The organism is Tepidimonas charontis, assembly GCF_007556685.1.
Lineage (GTDB): Bacteria > Pseudomonadota > Gammaproteobacteria > Burkholderiales > Burkholderiaceae_C > Tepidimonas > Tepidimonas charontis.
Map to the genome: position 1 here is coordinate 1 of NZ_VJON01000022.1, position 18,655 is coordinate 18,655.

The 18,655-nt window shown below is 66.8% G+C and carries 15 protein-coding genes and 1 pseudogene; 11 read left to right on the forward strand and 5 right to left on the reverse strand.

Annotation, left to right across the window (positions count from 1 at the left end):
- Positions 1-216: leucine zipper domain-containing protein (locus tag Tchar_RS07635; RefSeq protein WP_144328471.1), on the reverse strand; the 216-nt coding region annotated here is incomplete at its 3' end.
- Between the two features lie 96 nt (positions 217-312).
- Here Tchar_RS07635 and Tchar_RS07640 point away from each other — a divergent pair.
- Positions 313-1,800, forward strand: a pseudogene (locus Tchar_RS07640) (efflux RND transporter permease subunit); the annotation flags it as partial.
- A 45-nt stretch (positions 1,801-1,845) separates the two neighbouring features.
- Here Tchar_RS07640 and Tchar_RS07645 read toward each other — a convergent pair.
- From Tchar_RS07645 to Tchar_RS07655, 3 genes are all read right to left on the reverse strand, one after another.
- Positions 1,846-3,651 (reverse strand): PhoH family protein, encoded by a 1,806-nt coding sequence (locus tag Tchar_RS07645; RefSeq protein WP_144328473.1) that lies wholly within the window; start codon positions 3,649-3,651, stop codon positions 1,846-1,848.
- A gap of 97 nt (positions 3,652-3,748) precedes the next feature.
- Positions 3,749-4,225 (reverse strand): peroxiredoxin, encoded by a 477-nt coding sequence (locus Tchar_RS07650; RefSeq protein ID WP_144328474.1) that lies wholly within the window; start codon positions 4,223-4,225, stop codon positions 3,749-3,751.
- Between the two features lie 173 nt (positions 4,226-4,398).
- Positions 4,399-4,776 carry an Mth938-like domain-containing protein gene (locus Tchar_RS07655; protein ID WP_144328475.1) on the reverse strand — a complete coding sequence of 126 codons (378 nt, stop codon included), beginning with the start codon at positions 4,774-4,776 and terminating at the stop codon, positions 4,399-4,401.
- A 144-nt stretch (positions 4,777-4,920) separates the two neighbouring features.
- Here Tchar_RS07655 and Tchar_RS07660 point away from each other — a divergent pair, with 144 nt between their 5' ends.
- The 7 genes from Tchar_RS07660 (at position 4,921) to clpB (ending at position 14,073) form a co-directional block, all read left to right on the forward strand.
- Complete coding sequence (locus tag Tchar_RS07660) at positions 4,921-6,156, forward strand: pyridoxal phosphate-dependent aminotransferase (protein WP_144328476.1); 1,236 nt, start codon at positions 4,921-4,923, stop codon at positions 6,154-6,156.
- A 63-nt stretch (positions 6,157-6,219) separates the two neighbouring features.
- On the forward strand, positions 6,220-7,551 hold the full coding sequence (locus Tchar_RS07665) for a homoserine dehydrogenase (RefSeq protein ID WP_144328477.1): 1,332 nt from the start codon (positions 6,220-6,222) through the stop codon (positions 7,549-7,551).
- Positions 7,551-8,984 (forward strand): threonine synthase, encoded by a 1,434-nt coding sequence (gene thrC, locus Tchar_RS07670; RefSeq protein WP_144328478.1) that lies wholly within the window; start codon positions 7,551-7,553, stop codon positions 8,982-8,984. Before Tchar_RS07665 ends, thrC begins: the two co-directional genes overlap by 1 nt.
- 76 nt (positions 8,985-9,060) lie before the next feature.
- Positions 9,061-10,380 (forward strand): molybdopterin molybdotransferase MoeA, encoded by a 1,320-nt coding sequence (locus Tchar_RS07675; protein WP_144328479.1) that lies wholly within the window; start codon positions 9,061-9,063, stop codon positions 10,378-10,380.
- A gap of 86 nt (positions 10,381-10,466) precedes the next feature.
- Positions 10,467-10,718: a molybdopterin converting factor subunit 1 gene (gene moaD, locus Tchar_RS07680; protein WP_144328480.1), complete on the forward strand. Its 252-nt coding sequence runs from the start codon at positions 10,467-10,469 to the stop codon at positions 10,716-10,718.
- Between the two features lie 59 nt (positions 10,719-10,777).
- Positions 10,778-11,263: a molybdopterin synthase catalytic subunit MoaE gene (gene moaE, locus Tchar_RS07685; RefSeq protein WP_201739329.1), complete on the forward strand. Its 486-nt coding sequence runs from the start codon at positions 10,778-10,780 to the stop codon at positions 11,261-11,263.
- Between the two features lie 218 nt (positions 11,264-11,481).
- Positions 11,482-14,073: an ATP-dependent chaperone ClpB gene (gene clpB, locus Tchar_RS07690; RefSeq protein ID WP_144328481.1), complete on the forward strand. Its 2,592-nt coding sequence runs from the start codon at positions 11,482-11,484 to the stop codon at positions 14,071-14,073.
- A 1-nt stretch (position 14,074) separates the two neighbouring features.
- On the opposite strand, the gene Tchar_RS07695 is transcribed toward clpB, so the two are convergent.
- The gene (locus tag Tchar_RS07695; protein ID WP_161595480.1) at positions 14,075-15,673 is read right to left on the reverse strand and encodes a glycosyltransferase family 39 protein; all 1,599 of its coding nucleotides are present in this window, start codon (positions 15,671-15,673) and stop codon (positions 14,075-14,077) included.
- 182 nt (positions 15,674-15,855) lie between these two features.
- Between Tchar_RS07695 and amrB the strand changes: the two genes are divergently transcribed.
- From amrB to amrS, 3 genes are read left to right on the forward strand one after another with little or no spacing between them, the layout of a single operon-like run.
- Positions 15,856-16,680, forward strand: a complete 825-nt coding sequence (amrB, locus tag Tchar_RS07700; RefSeq protein ID WP_144328505.1) for an AmmeMemoRadiSam system protein B — start codon at positions 15,856-15,858, stop codon at positions 16,678-16,680.
- Positions 16,661-17,311 carry an AmmeMemoRadiSam system protein A gene (gene amrA / locus Tchar_RS07705; protein ID WP_144328483.1) on the forward strand — a complete coding sequence of 217 codons (651 nt, stop codon included), beginning with the start codon at positions 16,661-16,663 and terminating at the stop codon, positions 17,309-17,311. Before amrB ends, amrA begins: the two co-directional genes overlap by 20 nt.
- A complete protein-coding gene (gene amrS / locus Tchar_RS07710) occupies positions 17,286-18,392 on the forward strand; it encodes an AmmeMemoRadiSam system radical SAM enzyme (RefSeq protein WP_236640384.1) in 1,107 nt (368 codons plus the stop codon). The genes amrA and amrS overlap by 26 nt, the downstream gene beginning before the upstream one ends.
- The last annotated feature ends 263 nt before the right edge of the window (positions 18,393-18,655 follow it).

An 18,655-nucleotide genomic window follows, 5' to 3' on the forward strand; every position in this document is an offset into this window, starting at 1 on the left:
CTCAATCGCCCGCGGCGAGCGCTTCGGCCGGGAAGATGCGTCGGTCAAGCCGCTGGCTCCTTCAGCCAGGTAGCGGCCCAGCCATTTGCGCGCAGTGCGCGGCGTCACGCCATGGCGTGAGGCCGCTACACAGGCCTTGAGCCCGTGCTGTGTCATCTCTTGAACCATCTGCAAGCGACGGGCGAAGGTAAGTCGGGCATTCTTATGGGTGTTCATCCGGCTGTTCCTGAAAGTGCTGGATTGTTTGGCGACTCCCAGTCTCCCAGACGCAGTCCGGGTGAACCGCAGATACAACCTATTGAAGCTTCACAGCTAGTGGTGGGGGTGATGCTGGTCAGTGCTGGCGCCGGCCTGTGGCTGTTGCGCACCACCAAGCAGGAGCTGGCGCCGCTGGAGGATCGCGGCGTCATCCTCAACATCGTCAACGCCCCTGACGGCGCCACATTGGACTACACCGCGCGCTACGCGCAAGCGATCGAGCGCATCGGCGCCGAATACCCGGAGTTCGACCGCGTCTTCGGCCTGATCGGCAACCCCACCGTTTCACAGGCCACCGTATTCTTCCGTGCCAAGCCGTGGGAAGAGCGCCAGCGCAGCACGCTGCAGCTGGCGCGCGAAATGGCGCCGCGTATCGCCAGTTTGCCCGGCGTCACGGCCTTCCCCATCACCCCGCCGTCGCTGGGGCAGGGTTTTCGTGAGCGGCCGTTGAATTACGTCATCACCACCACCGACAGCTACGCCAATCTGGGGCGCGTGGTGGCCGAGTTTCAGCGCCGCATGGCGCAGGTGAATGGCTTTTTGCAGGTCGACACCGATTTGCGCATGAACAAGCCCGAACTGCGGCTGCAGGTCGACCGCGCGCGTGCCGCCGATCTCGGCGTCAGCGTCGAGGCCGTGGCGTGCACCGTCGAGACCATGCTGGGCGGGCGCGTGGTTGGGCGCTACAAGCGCGAAGGCGAGCAATACGACGTCATCGTGCAGACGGCCCCCAGCGCGCGCAGCACCCCGCAGGATATCGAGCGCTTGTACGTGCGCGGCCGCGGCGAGGCGATGATACCGCTCTCGGCCCTGGTGCAGGTGGAGGAGGTCGTCAGCCCGCGTGAGCTCAACCACTTCGCCCAGCGGCGCAGCGCCTCCATCACCGCCAACCTGGCACCCGACTTCGCGCTCGGTGACGCGCTGCAGGCCATGGACGCGATCGCGCGCGAAGTGCTGCCCGAGGGCTACACCACCGACCTCGACGGTCAGAGCCGGGAATTTCGCGCCGCATCGGGCGCGCTGGCGGTGGTGTTCGTGCTGGCGCTGGTCTTCATCTACCTGGTGTTGGCCGCGCAGTTCGAAAGTTTCATCGATCCGTTCATCATCTTGCTGTCAGTGCCGCTGTCGATGTTGGGGGCGCTGGCGGCACTCAAATTGACGGGCGGCACGCTCAACGTTTTCAGCCAAATCGGCCTGGTGACCCTGGTCGGCTTGATCACCAAGCACGGTATCCTGATCGTCGAATTCGCCAACCAGCTGCGTCAGCAGGGGCACGACATCCAACGCGCGGTGCGCGAGGCGGCGGCGCTGCGCCTGCGGCCGATTTTGATGACCACCGCCGCAATGGTGCTGGGCGCGATACCGCTGGCGCTGGCCAGCGGCGCCGGGGCCGAGAGCCGTCAGCAGATCGGCTGGGTGATCGTGGGCGGCATGAGCATCGGTACGCTGCTGACCATTTTCGTGGTGCCGACCATGTACCTGCTGCTGGCGCGCCAGCGCGTACCGGGGGCCATTCGCACACCGGCGCCCGACGCCGCGTGATGCGGCCCCATCATGGGCGCGCACCAGCGCGTCCGCCCTCGGCGTTCAGAGCGCGTCGCTGGCGAAATCGGCCAAGCGCGAGCGCTCCCCGCGCGCCAGCGTCACATGGCCGCCATGCGGCCAGCCCTTGAAGCGGTCCACCACATAGGTCAGGCCCGAGGAGCCTTCGGTCAGGTAGGGTGTGTCGATTTGCGCCAGGTTGCCCATGCACACCAGTTTGGTGCCCGGGCCGGCGCGCGTGATCAGCGTCTTCATCTGCTTGGGCGTGAGGTTTTGCGCCTCGTCGATGATGACGAATTTGTTCAGGAAGGTGCGTCCACGCATGAAATTGAGGCTCTTGACCTTGATGCGGCTGCGCACCAGATCCTGCGTGGCGGCGCGCCCCCACTCGCCGGCACCGCCACCGCCCTTGGTCAAGAACTCCAGATTGTCGTCCAGCGCGCCCATCCAGGGGCCCATCTTTTCCTCCTCCGTCCCGGGCAGGAAGCCGATGTCTTCGCCGACACTGACGGTGGCACGCGTCATGATGATTTCGGTGTAGCGCCGCTCATCGAGCACCTGCGTCAAGCCCGCGGCCAGGGCCATCAGCGTCTTGCCAGTGCCCGCCGTGCCGGCTAGCGTGACGAAATCGATCTCGGGGTCCATCAACAGGTTGAGCGCGAAATTTTGCTCGCGGTTGCGCGCCGTCACACCCCAGACGGCGTGCTTGAGGTGGGAGTAGTCCCTGATGGTGCGCAACACCGCCTGGCGGCCGCGCAGTTCCACCACCCGCGCGTACAGCGCGGGCTCGCCCGGCGCCTCGTAATAGACGAACTGATTGAGCAGCAATTGCTCGGCCACCGGCCCCGCGATGCGGTAGAAAGTGTGGCCCCCCTGCTGCCAACTCTCCACCGTTTTGCTCTGTCGCGTCCAGAAGTCTGCCGGCAACGCCAGCGTGCCGCTGTAGAGCATCTCGGCGTCGTCGAGTGTCTTGTCGTTTTCGTAATCCTCGGCAGCCAGCCCCAACGCGCGCGCCTTCACGCGCATATTGATGTCCTTCGACACCAACACCACGTCGCGGTCTGGGTGGCGCGCCGTCAGCGCCTGCACCACCGACAGGATTTGATTGTCCGCTTTGCCCTGGGGCAAATCGTCGGGTAGGGCGTGCGGCAGCAGCTCGGTTTGGAAAAACAACGTGCCGGTGGCATCGGTGTTGCCCAGCGCGGCCAGCGGGAGACCATCGCGGATATCGGCACCGGCGGCCGCAGCCAGCGCATCCAGCGTGCGGCTGGCTTGCCGCGCGTTGCGCGCCACCTCGCTCATGCCCTTTTTGTTGTTGTCCAGCTCCTCCAGCACGATCATCGGCAGAAAGATGTCGTGCTCCTGGAAACGAAACAGCGAGCTCGGATCGTGCATCAGCACGTTGGTGTCCAGCACGAACAGGCGCCGGCCCGCCTTACCGGGGACACTGCGGCGCCGGCTGGAGCGTGCGCTCGTTGGCGGCTGCCGCGCAGGGGCCACGGCGGCGAGCGGCTCGCCGATAACCTCCAGGCGCTGGCGTGCGTCGGCTGCATCGGCGACACCGGCTGCCCCCGTATCGGGTGCGGCGGCGTCGCGCGTGGCTGCAGCATCCAGAATGGCGCCGGTAGCCGCTGGCGCGTGGGGGGAGGCGGCTTGCGTGCCGGTGCGCCGACGGTGCGCCTGTCGCTTCGACGATTTGGGTACTGGGGTGGCTGGCGCGGCTGCGATGTCGGACGGTGTGTCGGGTGCCAGCGCTGCGGCACTGGCACCAGGCTCAGTGGCGGCAGCCGTGGAGGAGTGGGCGGTTTGAACGCGGTCGGCCTTACGTCGAGGCGGAGGTGGCAGTGGCATGGGTCGATGATGCCAGAAAAAACCGCGGCCACCCGTGGGCGGCCGCAGAAGTCATGCGCGCGTCCGGTGGCCGAGCCGGGGCAGAGCCCCTGACCCATCAGGCCACTTTTTTGATCATGTGCACGGCTTTGAGTACTTCGTCGACATGGCCGGGTACTTTGACACCGCGCCACTCTTGCAGCAAGATCCCTTCGGGGCTGATGAGGAAGGTGCTGCGCTCGATGCCTTTGACCTTCTTGCCGTACATGATCTTGTTTTTGACCACGCCGAACATGTGGCACATTTTTTCTTCGGTATCGGCAATCAGCTCGAAGGGCAGACCAAGCTTTTCCTTGAAATCTTGGTGCGACTTCAGATTGTCGCGCGAGACGCCGAACACCTGAGCGCCCGCCTTGACGAACTCCTGATACTGGTCACGAAACTGTTGCGCTTCGGTCGTGCAGCCGGGGGTGTGATCTTTGGGGTAGAAGTACAGTACCAAAATCTGGCCGAGATGGGACTGATGGGTAACCTTGACGCCGCCTGTCGCTTGCGCTTCGAATTCGGGGATGGGTTTGTTGACGACTACGGCCATGAAGCGGGACCCCTGCGTGGTTGGTTCGTCGAAGGTGTTCGGTCAAATGTCGCGCAAGGCCAAACCCGCACCTGACAGCGCACAGCGGCGCGTTGCGCGCCGACTCGGCGCCCGACGGCGGCAGTCGATCCTCCGCGCCGAACAGACCTATTTTAGCATATTGAGCTGCCGCATCACTTGCCAGCGGTCTCGATGAGCAACGCCGCCACCACACGCCGTCCTTCGGCAGCCAGAATGTTGTAGGTGCGCGCCGCCGCCATCGTGTCCATGGTCTCGACGCCGATGCCGCGCTGCAGCAGCGCGCGCAGCAGCGCCGGCGCCACGAAGCGCAGGCGCTGGCCGCTGCCAAACAGCACCACTTCCGGCGCGTCGTCGAGCAGGCGCTCGAAATGGGCGGGGGTGAGATCGGCCAGCGCGGTGCAATCCCAGGGTTGCACGCCGGCGGGGCTGACGATGACGCTGTGCTCGTGGCGCTGGCCGGCCACGACCAACCAACCGGGTCCATGGGCTTGAATGGCCACGGTGTCGATGCGGTCGGGCTGAAATTTCATGCGGGCGCCGCAGTGGCGGAGGACGACGGTCGAATGGCAAAACTGTGGTGAAATTATAGGCTCGCACGGCCTGCGGGCCGCACACAGCGTTTTTTTCCCCTCGTGTCGGCGCGGCCGAGCCCCGCCGCTGAAGCCTCCTGCACCATGCCTGCCCCTGTCATCCACAAATCGGCCAAACTCGCCAACGTCTGCTACGACATCCGCGGCCCCGTACTGGAGAAGGCGCGCCAGATGGAGGAAGACGGGCACAAGATCATCAAGCTCAACATCGGCAATCTGGCCGTGTTCGGGTTGGAGCCGCCCGACGAGATCGTTCAGGACATGATCCGCAACCTGCCGCAGGCGGCCGGCTACACCGACAGCAAGGGGCTGTTTGCGCCGCGCAAGGCCATCGTCCACTACACGCAAGAAAAGCGCATCGCCGGCGTCACGGTCGATGACGTGTATCTGGGCAACGGGGCCAGCGAGCTCATCACGATGTCGATGAACGCCTTGCTCAACGCAGGCGACGAGATCCTGGTGCCGGCGCCAGACTACCCGCTGTGGACGGCCTCGGTATCGCTGTCCGGCGGCACGCCCGTGCACTATTTGTGCGACGAAGCCAATGGTTGGATTCCGGATCTGCAGGACATGGCGCGCAAGATCACGCCCGCCACCAAGGGCATCGTCGTCATCAACCCCAACAACCCCACGGGCGCGCTGTACCCGGTGGAGGTGTTGCAGGCCATCGTCGAGCTGGCGCGCAAGCACGGGCTCATCATCTTTGCCGATGAAATCTACGACAAGGTGCTCTACGACGGGAACGTGCACACCTCGATCGCGTCGCTGGCCGATGACGTGCTGTTCGTCACCTTCAATGGCCTGTCGAAAAACTACCGCTCCTGCGGCTACCGGGCGGGCTGGATGATCGTCTCGGGCGACAAGCGCCGCGCCAAAGACTACATCGAGGGGCTGAACATGCTGGCCTCGATGCGGCTGTGCGCCAATACGCCGGGGCAGCTGGCGATCCAGACGGCCCTGGGCGGTTATCAGAGCATCAACGACCTGGTGGCGCCCGGCGGGCGGTTGTGCCGCCAGCGCGATCTGGCACACCGGCTGCTCACCGAGATCCCGGGCGTGAGCTGCGTCAAGCCGAAGGCGGCGCTGTACATGTTCCCGCGCCTGGATCCGAAGATTTATCCGATCGAGGACGACCAGCAGTTCGCCTACGACCTGCTGGCCGAGGAGAAGGTGCTGATCGTGCAGGGCACCGGCTTCAACTACCCGACGCCGGACCACTTCCGGCTGGTGTTCCTGCCGCACGAGGACGACCTGGCCGAGGCGATCGGGCGCATCGCGCGCTTTCTGGGCCACCTGCGGCGGCGCTACGGCACCGACTGACCGTGTACGCGGCGGCCCTGCGTATCACCCCGAACCGATTGATGTGACATCCGAACCACGAACATGAGCGAACTCCAACCGATCCACGTCGGCCTGCTGGGCATCGGCACCGTTGGCAGCGGCGTTTTCCACGTCTTGCGCCGTAACCAGGAAGAAATCCGGCGTCGCGCCGGGCGCGGCATCCAGATTGCGATGGTGGCCGACCTCGACACCGAGCGCGCGCGGGCCATCGTCGGCGACGCGGCCACGGTGGTGGGGGACGCGCTGGCCGTGATCGCCAACCCGGCGATCGATATCGTGGTCGAGCTCATCGGCGGCACCGGCATCGCACGCCAGCTCGTCATGGAGGCGATTGCCGCTGGCAAGCACGTCGTCACCGCCAACAAGGCGCTGCTGGCGGTGCACGGCAGCGAGATCTTCGCCGCCGCCCAGGCCAAGGGGGTGATGGTCGCCTTCGAGGCAGCGGTGGCCGGCGGCATTCCGATCATCAAGGCGCTGCGCGAGGGCCTGACCGCCAACCGCATCCAGTGGGTGGCCGGCATCATCAACGGTACCACCAACTTCATCCTGTCGGAGATGCGCGACAAGGGGCTCGACTTCGACGTCGTGCTGAAGGAGGCGCAGCGCCTGGGCTACGCCGAGGCCGACCCGACCTTCGACATCGAGGGCATCGACGCGGCGCACAAAGTCACGCTGATCAGCGCTCTGGCATTTGGCATTCCGGTGCAGTTCGACAAGGCCTACGTCGAGGGCATCACAAAGCTGCAGGCGGCCGACATCCGCTACGCCGAGCAGCTCGGCTACCGCATCAAGCTGCTGGGCATCACCAAGCGGGTGGACGGCGGCGTGGAGCTGCGCGTGCACCCGACGCTGGTGCCCGCCCGGCGGCTGATCGCCAACGTCGAGGGCGCAATGAACGCCGTCGTCGTGCAGGGCGATGCGGTCGGCACCACGCTGTACTACGGCAAGGGCGCCGGCAGCGAGCCGACCGCCAGCGCCGTGATCGCCGACCTGGTGGACGTGACGCGCCTGCACACGGCCGATCCGCTACACCGCGTGCCGCACCTGGCCTTTCAACCCGACGCGATGAGCCCGCTGCCGGTGGTGGCGATGGAGCAGGTCGTCACCAGCTACTACCTGCGGCTGCGCGTGGCCGACCAGCCCGGGGTGCTGGCCGACGTCACCGGGATCCTGGCGCGCGCCGGCATCAGCATCGACGCCGTCTTGCAGCGCGAAGCCGACGAGGTCGGCGGGCAGGGCAGCACGCAAACCGACCTCATCATCCTGACCCACGACACCGCCGAAGGCACGATGAACGCGGCGCTGCGCGCCATCGAAGCCTTGCCCACCGTACTCGCACCGGTCGTGCGCATCCGCAAAGAGGAGTTGGCCTGATGCGCTACCGCTCGACCCGGGGGGATGCGGCGCGGCCGCGCTTTTGCGACATTTTGCTCGAAGGGCTCGCGCCCGACGGGGGTCTCTATGTACCCGAGGACTACCCGCAGGTGGACACAGCGACGCTCGCGCGCTGGCGCCGCATCTACCACGAGCAAGGCTACGCCGAGTTGGCCTTCGAAATCCTGTCGCTGTACATCGACGACATTCCGGCTGACGACCTGCGCGCGCTGCTGCGCCGCACCTACACCGCCGAGGTGTTCGGTACCGGCGAAATCGTGCCGCTGCGCCACCTGGAAGACGGCCTGTGGCTGGAGGCGCTGTCCAATGGGCCGACCCTGGCCTTCAAGGACATGGCGATGCAACTGCTCGGTCAGCTGTTTGAGTATGAGCTGGCGCGCCGCGGCGAAACACTCAACATCCTGGGCGCCACCAGTGGCGACACCGGCAGCGCTGCCGAGTACGCCATGCGCGGTAAGCGCGGCATTCGCGTCTTCATGCTGAGCCCCCACGGGCGCATGAGCCCGTTTCAGCAGGCCCAGATGTACAGCCTGCAAGACTCCAACATCCACAACATCGCCATCGAGGGCGTGTTCGACGACTGCCAAGACATCGTCAAAGCGGTCAGCGCCGATCTCGACTTCAAGCGCCGCTGGCGCATCGGCACCGTCAACTCCATCAATTGGGCGCGCTTGCTGGCGCAGGTGGTGTACTACTTCGCAGGCTGGATCCAGGCCACCGAGCGCGACGACGAGCGCGTCAGCTTTGCCGTGCCCAGCGGCAATTTTGGCAATGTCTGCGCCGGCCACGTGGCGCGCATGATGGGGTTGCCGATTGCGCAGCTGGTGGTAGCCACCAACGAAAACGACGTGCTCGACGAATTTTTCCGCACGGGCGTCTACCGGGTGCGCAGCAGTGCCGACACCTTCGAGACCTCCAGTCCATCGATGGACATCAGCAAAGCGAGCAATTTCGAGCGCTTCGTTTTCGATCTGCTCGGGCGCGATGCCGCGCAGACGCGCGCCTTGTTCGGCGAAGCGTTGGCGCGCGACGGGCGCTTCGACCTCAGCGCCCACCCCGCCTTTGCGCATGCGCGCGAGCGCTTTGGCTTCGTCAGCGGCAAAAGCACCCACGCCAACCGGCTGGCCACCATCGCCGATGCCTGGCAGCGGTTCGGTGTGATGATCGACCCGCACACCGCCGACGGCGTCAAAGTGGCGCGCGAGCACCAGCAGCCCGGTGTGCCGATGATCGTGCTGGAGACGGCGCTGCCAATCAAGTTTGCCGCCACCATCCAGGAGGCCTTGGGCCGCGAGCCCGAGCGGCCAGCGAAATTCGCCGGCATCGAAGCCTTGCCCAAGCGGGTGCGGGTGATGCCGCCCGAGGTCGAGCGCGTCAAGGCGTATATCGAGACGGTCTGCCGTGCTGGATGAGGCGCGGCCCGTGCGTGCGACGGGCCGCCGCGCAGGGCGGTGCGCCGCTCTGGCCACATTTGGAGGGTGAAAGTCGATGGCAGAGCAGACGAGGAACGGTGCGACATCGCGCGGTTTGATGGCGCTGGAGGAGGCGCTGCAGCGCCTGCTGGCGCAGGCGGAGCCAGTGGCCGAGGTGGAGGAGGTGCCCACCGCCAGTGCCGCCGGCCGGGTGTTGGCGCGCGACTTGGTGGCCGCACTGGACGTACCCGGTTTCGACAACAGCCAAGTGGACGGGTACGCCGTGCGCTGCGACGACGTGGCGCGTGCGCTGGCGGCAGGGCAGGCGCTGCCGGTGGCACAGCGCATCCCGGCTGGCCACTTCGGCGCCCATTTGGCGCCCGGCACCGTGGCGCGAATCTTCACCGGGGCGCCGTTGCCCGATGGAGCTGACGCCGTCGTCATGCAAGAGGAGGTCGCGTTGGCGCCAGCGCCCGAGACCGGCGCTGACCAAGGCGCGGCGTTGGGCTGGGTGCGCTTTGGTGCTGTGCCCCGGCCAGGGCAATGCGTGCGGCGACGAGGTGAGGATGTGCGCGCGGCCAGCGTCGTGCTGCCGGCGGGCACGCGCCTGTCGGCGGCGCACCTGGGGCTGGCGGCCTCGATCGGCTGCGCCACGCTGCCCGTTTTTCGCCGGCTGCGCGTGGCATTGGCTGCCACCGGTGACGAATTGGTGCAGCCGGGCGAATGCCCCCCGCAGCAGCTGCCCCCGGGCGCCATCTACAACTCCAACCGCTATTTTCTCGAGCCGCTGCTGCAGCGCTTGGGTTGCGCCGTCACGGTGCTGGGGCGCATTCCTGATGATCGCCAAGCCACCCAGGCCGCCCTGGCCGAGGCCGCGCGTACCCACGACGTGATCGTGACCACCGGCGGGGTGTCGGTGGGGGAGGAAGACCACATCAAACCCGTGGTCCAGGCCATGGGGGCGCTGGATCTGTGGCAGATCGCCATGAAGCCTGGCAAGCCTTTTGCCCATGGCTGGATCGACCGCGAGCGCCTGGGTGCGCGCGGCCGCTGCCACCTGATTGGACTGCCCGGCAATCCGGTGTCGAGCTTCGTGACTTTCGTGTTGCTCGCGCGTGCGCTGCTGCTGCGCCTGGCGGGTGCGGCGGTGGCGCCGACCTTGCCAGCGGCGCTGCCGCTGACGGCTCATTTCGAGGTCACGCGCCCCGACAAACGGCGCGAATTTTTGCGCGTGCGCCGCAACGCGGCGGGCGGGCTGGATCTGTTTCCCAACCAAAATTCCTCCGTCCTCACCTCGATGGCCTGGGCCGACGGCCTGGTCGACAAGCCCGCGGGTGGCACCATCGCGCACGGTGACACCGTGCGCTACCTGCCGCTGTGGGCCCTGCTCGATTGAGCCAGCCGCCAGTGTTGGCACGGGCCGCAGCACCAGGGCGCCGATCGTTGTACGCAGGTGCCGCGGTGCGCGCCATAATGGTGGCCATGAAGGTCAATGTGCGCTTTTTTGCGGCCCTGCGCGAGGCGGTCGGCACCGCCGACTTGGCGGTCCACACATCGGCGGGCACTGTGGGTGCGTTGCGCGATGAGTTGATCGCACGCGGCGGCCCCTGGGCCGATGCACTGGGACGGGGGCGCGCCGTGCGGGTGGCACTGGACCAGGTGATGGCCGACGAAGCCACGCCGCTGCACGATGGTGCCGAAGTGGCGTTCTTCCCTCCGGTGACGGGGGGGTGAAGATGCGCGCCGAGGCAGCGGGCCGTGTCGCGCAGCCTGTGCAGACCGAGGAGGCGGCCATGTCCGTGCCAGTTCACCGTATCACCATTCAAACCGACGATTTCGATCTGGGGGCCGAGGTGGCAGCGTTGCGCGCGGGCGACACCGGCGTGGGGGCGGTCTGTGCGTTCGTTGGCACCGTGCGTGACCACAGCGAGGGCGCGGCCGTGGCGGCACTCGAGCTGGAGCACTATCCGGGTATGACCGAGCGCGCCATCGAGGCGATGATCGAGGAGGCGCGCCGGCGCTTCGACATCCGCGGCGTGCGCGTCATCCACCGGGTGGGGCCGTTGCAGCCACAGGATCAGATCGTATTGGTGGCGGTGACGTCGGCCCACCGTGGCCAAGCGTTTCAAGCCTGTGAGTTTTTGATGGATTACCTCAAAACCCAGGCGCCGTTCTGGAAAAAAGAGCAGACGCCGTCGGGTGCGCGGTGGGTGGACGCCCGCGTCAGCGACGATGCCGCCCTGGCGCGTTGGGGCATTGAGGCACGCAACGCCGGCTAGGCGCGCTTGGGGCGGCCCCGTAGCGGGACTTGTGTCGCCGTGGTTTTTTTGTGCGCCTGTCCCGCCGGTGCAGTAGCGTACGTTTGCCGTGCATGGCGCGGCAGCGCTGGCGCCATGCGCGCGACTTTTTTGCGTCGGTCAATCCAGGCTCTCGCGCCTGCTTGAAAATGAGTGCGCCGCGCTCCATATGAAAGGCAGTTCCCCGTTTGGAGTGTTTCATGCGCATCGACAAATTCACCACCCAATTCCAGGAAGCGCTCAGTGACGCACAGTCGCTGGCCCTCGGGCACGATCATGCCTACATCGAGCCAGCGCACGTGCTGGCAGCCCTGCTCAAGCAAGACGGCCCGCGCGCGCTGTTGATGCGTGCCGGCGCCAACACCGCTCAATTACAAAAAGCGGCGGACGAGGCGCTGCAGCGTCTGCCCCAGGTGCAAGGCCAAGAACAGGTGCAGATTGGGCGCGACACGGTCAGTCTGCTGCAAGCCGCCGAAAAAGAGGCCATCAAACGCGGCGACCAGTTCGTTGCCAGCGAGCTCTTTTTGCTGGCCTTGGCCGACAGCAAAATCGCGCTGGCCGACGATGCCCGCAAGGCGGGCTTGAGTCGCAAGGCGCTGGAAGCGGCCATCGACGCCGTGCGCGGCGGCCAAAAGGTGGACAACCCCGAGGCCGAAGGCCAGCGCGAAGCGCTGAAGAAATATACGCTGGACTTGACCGAGCGCGCGCGCCAGGGTAAGCTCGATCCGGTCATCGGACGCGACGACGAGATTCGCCGCACCATCCAGATCTTGCAGCGGCGCAGCAAGAACAACCCGGTGTTGATTGGCGAGCCGGGGGTGGGCAAGACCGCCATCGTCGAAGGGCTGGCGCAGCGCATCGTCGCCGGCGAAGTGCCCGACACGCTCAAGGACAAGCGCGTGCTGGCGCTGGACATGGCGGGGTTGCTTGCGGGCGCCAAATATCGCGGCGAATTCGAGGAGCGCTTGAAAGCGGTGCTCAAGGAGATCGCCGCCGAAGAGGGACGCATCATCCTCTTCATCGACGAAATCCACACCATGGTGGGCGCCGGCAAGGCCGAGGGCGCGATGGACGCCGGCAATATGCTCAAGCCCGCGCTGGCGCGCGGCGAGTTGCACTGCATCGGTGCCACCACGCTGGACGAGTACCGCAAGTACATCGAGAAGGATGCCGCGCTGGAGCGGCGTTTCCAAAAAGTGCTGGTCGAGGAGCCGAGCGTGGAGGCGACGATCGCCATCTTGCGCGGCTTGCAAGAGAAGTACGAGCTGCACCACGGCGTCGAAATCACCGACCCGGCCATCGTTGCCGCGGCCGAGCTGTCGCACCGCTACATCACCGATCGCTTCTTGCCCGACAAGGCCATCGACCTGATCGACGAGGCGGCGGCGCGCATCAAAATCGAGATCGACTCCAAGCCCGAGGCCCTGGACCGCTTGGAGCGTCGCCTGATCCAGCTCAAGATCGAGCGCGAGGCGGTGCGCAAGGAAACCGACGAGGCCTCGCGCAAGCGGCTGGAGCTGATCGAAGAGGAGATCGGCAAGCTCGAGCGCGAGTACGCCGACTTGGAGGAGATTTGGAAGGCCGAGAAGGCCCAGGTGCAGGGCTCGGCGCAGATCAAGGAAGAGATCGACCGCGTGCGCTTCCAGATCGAGGAACTCAAGCGCAAGGGCGACTACAACAAAGTGGCCGAATTGCAGTACGGGCGCCTGCCCGAACTGGAAAAGCGCCTGCAAGAAGCACAGGCGCGCGAAAGTGCGGGCGGGCAGGGCTTGAAGCTCTTGCGCACGCGGGTCGGAGCCGAGGAAATCGCCGAAGTGGTGTCACGCGCCACTGGCATTCCGGTATCCAAGCTGATGCAGGGCGAGCGCGAGAAGCTGCTACACATGGAGGAGAAGCTGCACGAGCGCGTTGTCGGGCAGGATGAAGCCATCGTGGCCGTGGCCAATGCCATCCGCCGCGCCCGTGCCGGCCTGTCCGATCCGAACCGGCCGCTGGGCAGCTTCCTGTTCCTGGGGCCGACTGGGGTCGGCAAGACCGAGCTGTGCAAAGCGCTGGCCGCTTTCCTGTTCGACACCGAGGAGCACATGATCCGCATCGACATGAGCGAGTTCATGGAGAAGCACTCGGTCAGTCGGCTCATCGGCGCGCCGCCGGGCTACGTCGGCTACGACGAGGGTGGCTATCTGACCGAGGCGGTACGGCGCAAACCCTACAGCGTGGTGTTGCTCGACGAGGTGGAAAAGGCCCACCCCGATGTGTTCAACGTGCTGCTGCAAGTACTGGACGACGGGCGGCTGACCGATGGGCAGGGTCGTACGGTGGATTTCAAGAACACGGTCATCGTCATGACCTCCAACATCGGCTCGCACCGCATCCAGGCCATGGCCGGGCAGGACATGGAGGACATCAAAGACGCCGTGTGGGAGGAGCTCAAGGCTCACTTCCGGCCCGAGTTTCTCAACCGCATCGACGAAACGGTGGTCTTCCATCCGCTGTCGGCCGAGCACATCCGCAACATCGCGCGCATCCAACTGCGCACGGTGCAGGAGCGGCTGGCACGCCTGGATTTGACGCTGGAGTTCAGCGACGCGGCGCTGGACGAGCTGGCCAAAGTCGGTTTCGATCCGGTGTTCGGTGCGCGGCCGCTCAAGCGTGCGATCCAGCAGCGCATCGAAAACCCGCTGTCCAAGCTCATCTTGGAGGGGCGCTTTCCGCCCAAGAGCGTCATTCAGGTGGATGTGGATCCGGTACGTGCGCCGGGGCAGTTCACCTTCGGGCCGACCGTGCACTGAGTCAGGGCCGGCCCGGTGCGGCAACCCCGGCGGCGTTCGGCGCGGGCGGCGCCGAGGTGGCGACCAGACGGCGCTGCAGCCGCTGGACCGCCACCAGCGCGTCGCGCCCAGGCCAGCGCCGCGGCAGCACCACCGTCTCGGGCGGGCCGAGCGGCACCCAACCCTGGGCGGCCGCAAACGCCAGGGTGGCTTGGCGTGCCGCCGCGTCGTGTGCCAGCCACAACGCCACCGGGCGGTGTGCTGCGGCCAGCCCCACCTGCCGCGGCATGGCCGGGTTGGCCAGCCGCCAGCTCGGGTCCACCAAGCGCAGATTGGCGAAATGGGCGTAGTCGGTGAACACGGCGCAGTCCGCGTCGGTCTGGGCGCGCAGCACCGCCGACAGGGCGGCGTAGTCGTAGGCCGTGCGCGCGCCCGGTTTGACGGCGGCCCACCAGTTGCCGACGATGACGATGACGCCTATGGTCAGTCCCGCCCAGCGCAGCAGCCGCCACGCCCGTCCTTGGCCAGCCACCCAGCCGGCCGCCAAAGCCAGTAACGGCACAGCCGTGGGTAAAAGCCAGCGGGGTTGCACGCGTGTCATGCCACTGAGCAGTACCACCAGTAAGCTCAGGGCCAGCGCCGCAGCGCTGGCATAAAGCCACAGGCAGCGGTGCGTGCAGTTTGCGGCGGCACACCCGATCCCGAGCCGACGCAGGGCCGCGGACCAAGGAGGGGGGTGCCCCCCCGTTTCGCGGTCGTCGTTGCCACGCGCGGTTGTGCGCGAGTGGAGTAGCCCCACCGTGATGACGAGTGTTGGCAGTGCAAACAGGCCCAGGCAGGCAACGAGCCACTCGAATGCGCCGGCTGCGGCATTGCGCCAGGGCGCGCCAAGGGCATTGACGCCCATACGATCGGCAATCACCAGAGATGGCCCTGGATGTTGCACCACCCAGGCTATGTGCGGCAGCAGCAGCGCCAGCGCCAGCAGCGCTGCTGCCCACGCCGCTGGACGCGCCGGCAGCGCCCGGCGGCCATTGGCGAGCACGTCACCCAGCGCCACTCCGGCCCAAAAGAGGGCTGCGTTGTACTTGGCCAGCACGCTCAGCGCGGCCACCAGTGCCAGGGCCAGCAAACGGGCCGGCGTTGGCTGATTGCAGGCACGCAGATACAGCCAGCCGCCCCATGGCAACAGCGCGAACAGCAGCACCGAATGGGCGTAGTTGCGCTGCATCTCCCATACGATGTCCGGCACCAGCAGGCACAGCAAAAGCGCCGCGCCGCCCGCATATCGCACCCGGGGGTACAGCGCCTGCGCCAGCCAGGCCATCCCGCACAGCCCTACCCCGAGCAGGGTGAACTTGAGCAGATTTTCGGCCCACGGGCCCACGCCCAAGACCTGGTGCATGCCCCACAGCAGCCACGTATACAAAGGCGGCTGCGAGCGTCCGTAGCCCCAGTCCAGATACTGGGTGTACAGCAGTTGTTCGGCGCCGTCGTAGCTGGTGCCTCCTCGCAGGACGCTGAGCACCAGCGCTTGGGCGAGCAGCAACGTCGCCAGCGCGCCCAGCGCCGCGGGGGGCAGGGGGCGAAGTGGGCTGGGTGTGGCAGAGGATGCGGGCATGCGGCGGGACTGCGGGCGGACCCGTGGGGACTGCACTGGCGATTGGCGGGTATAAAGCCCCATCATAGCGGGCCGCCATTCGTCGGCTGACGTGCGTGGCGCTTGATTTTTGACCGTGCCAGGGGCATCGTGAAGGATAGGAAAGTCTGATGTCGTCGAGCCTTGCCTTTGGAGTGCGCATGATGTCCAACATCGTTCGTCCGGCCGCCGTGGCCGGGACGTTTTATCCGGCCGATCCGCCGGCGCTGCGCCGGTTGCTCGCGACACTGCTGGCTGACGCGCGTTGCGCCCCGCCGCCGCAGCAACGCTCCCTCAAGGCCTTGATCGTGCCCCACGCCGGTTATCGGTATTCCGGACCGGTGGCCGCCCGTGCCTACGCCGACCTGCAGGGCTGGCGTGACCGGATTCGCCGCGTCGTGCTGCTGGGGCCCGTGCACCGCGTGCCGGTGCGGGGGGTGGCCGTTCCCAGCGCGCGGGTGTTCGCAACGCCCTTGGGGGACGTGCCGGTGGACGAGCAGGCTATTTCGCGCCAGGCTGACTTGCCGCAGGTCGTCGTCTCGGCGGCCGCGCACGCCTGGGAACACGCGCTGGAGGTGCAGCTGCCGTTTCTGCAGGCCGTGCTGCCGCGTTTTACCTGCGTTCCGTTGGCGGTGGGGCAGGCCAGCGCGGCCGAGGTGGCGGAGGTGATCGAGCGGCTATGGAGCGGGCCGGAGACGCTCATCGTGGTCAGCTCGGACTTGTCGCACTACCACACCGACGAGCAGGCAAGGCGCCTCGATGCCGAGTCGCTGCAGCATATCTTGGCCCTCGATCCCGTGCTCGATCACGCACAGGCGTGCGGCGCAACGCCGATCAACGGTCTGCTGCTGGCGGCGCGGCGCCACGGGCTGCTGCCTGAATTACTCGACTACCGCAACTCTGGCGATACCGCAGGTGACCGGTCACGGGTCGTGGGTTACGCCGCCTTGCGGTTTACGGAGGCTGACGATGGCGTCACCGTCCACTGAGCTCGGATCGGCGCTGCTGCGGCTGGCACGGCACGCCATCGGCACGGCCTTGGGCGCGTTGCCCGCCGCCGCGGGGTCTGACACCAACGGGATGCGTTTTTCCCCCGCGGTCGAGGCTGCGCTGTCTGCGCCGGGGGCGACCTTCGTGACCTTGACCCAGGACGGCGCCTTGCGTGGCTGTATCGGCACCTTGCAGCCGTGGCGCCCTTTGCGCGACGACGTCCAGGCCAATGCCGTGGCGGCGGCGCTGCGCGATACGCGCTTTGTACCGCTGCGCCGCGAAGAGCTGGCGCGAACGCGTATCGAGGTGTCGTTGTTGTCGGCCACCGAGCCCGTGCCGGCGCACCGCCGCGAGGACGCCTTGCAGCGATTGCGGCCCGGGATCGATGGGGTGATTTTTCAATGGCATGATCGGCGCAGCACCTTTTTGCCCCAGGTGTGGGCGCAGCTGCCGCAGCCGCGGGCGTTTTTACGCCAACTGGTGGCCAAGGCCGGTCTGCCGCCGGATTTTTGGGACGACGCGGTGCAACTGCAGCGCTACACAGTGACGAAGTGGTGCGAACCCGAACCAGCGTCCGCGCAGGGCGCGACGCAGGAGCGATCCGATGGACCCATCGATGCCCATGGATGAATCGGCATGGCTGGCGCGCTGGTGGCATCGGCTGCCGGATGGCCGTATCCAGTGCGATCTGTGCCCGCGCGAGTGCAAGCTGCACGAGGGTCAGCGCGGCGCGTGTTTCGTGCGCGCGCGGCGCGCGGATGCCTTGGTGCTGACCACTTACGGGCGTTCGTCGGGCTTTTGCGTCGATCCGATCGAGAAAAAGCCGCTGTATCACTTTCTGCCTGGCAGCGCGGTCTTGTCGTTCGGCACCGCTGGCTGCAATCTGGCCTGTCAGTTCTGCCAGAATTGGGATATCAGCAAGGCGCGCGACACGGACCGCTTGATGGATCGGGCCATGCCGCAGACGATTGCCGAGGCCGCACAGCAGACGGGTTGCGCCAGCGTAGCCTTCACATACAACGATCCGGTGATTTTCGCCGAGTACGCGATCGACGCCGCCATCGCCTGCCGCGAGCGCGGCATTCGCACCGTGGCGGTGACGGCGGGCTACATCCATGCCCAGCCGCGGCGGAACTTCTTTGCCGCCATGGACGCGGCCAACATCGATCTCAAAGCCTTTAGCGACGATTTTTATTTTCGGCTCACGGGCGCACGTTTGCGCCCCGTGCTCGACACACTGGCCTACGTACGCCATGAAACGGCGGTGTGGTTGGAGATCACGACGCTGCTGATACCGGGGCACAACGACAGCGATGCCGAACTCACAGCGCTGGCGCGCTGGATCATGGACGAGCTGGGGCCCGACGTGCCCTTGCACTTGACCGCGTTTCATCCCGACTACCGCATGTGTGACGTTGCGCCGACGCCCGTGGCGACCTTGCAGCGTGCGCGCCGCATCGCGCGCGAGCAGGGTCTGCTGCATGTGTACACCGGCAATGTGCCTGATGGCGAAGGCGCCACCACCTGGTGCGCGCGTTGCGGCAGTGCGCTGATCGAGCGTGACGGCTACCGAATCCGCCGTTATCGGCTGCAGGCCGGCGGCCACTGCCCGCAGTGCGGCGAGTCGCTGGTCGGGCATTTCGAGCGAGACGCGGCGTCATTTCGGCAAGCCTGGGGTGGCCGTCGCCAGCCGCTGTGGCTGGCCACCTGAGGCCGCTGCGGTGGCCAGCCGCCGGCAGGACCGCCGGTGTGCGGGGCCTGCTCGCTACCGTGGCCCGGCTGCCGCCGCGGGCGCTCGTTACAATCGACCCGGTTGGGTGTCCACTCGCCGCCAAGCCGGTGCGCTGGCGTATCCGCCACGGCGGCCGGGGCGTTTGGCTCCCTTAAGCGGCGGCGTCGGCCGGCGCGCGGCGCCAGCCGGCGTGGGGTGGCCGCGTGTGGCCCTGCCGTGCGGCGCGATCGTCGCGCCTTCGT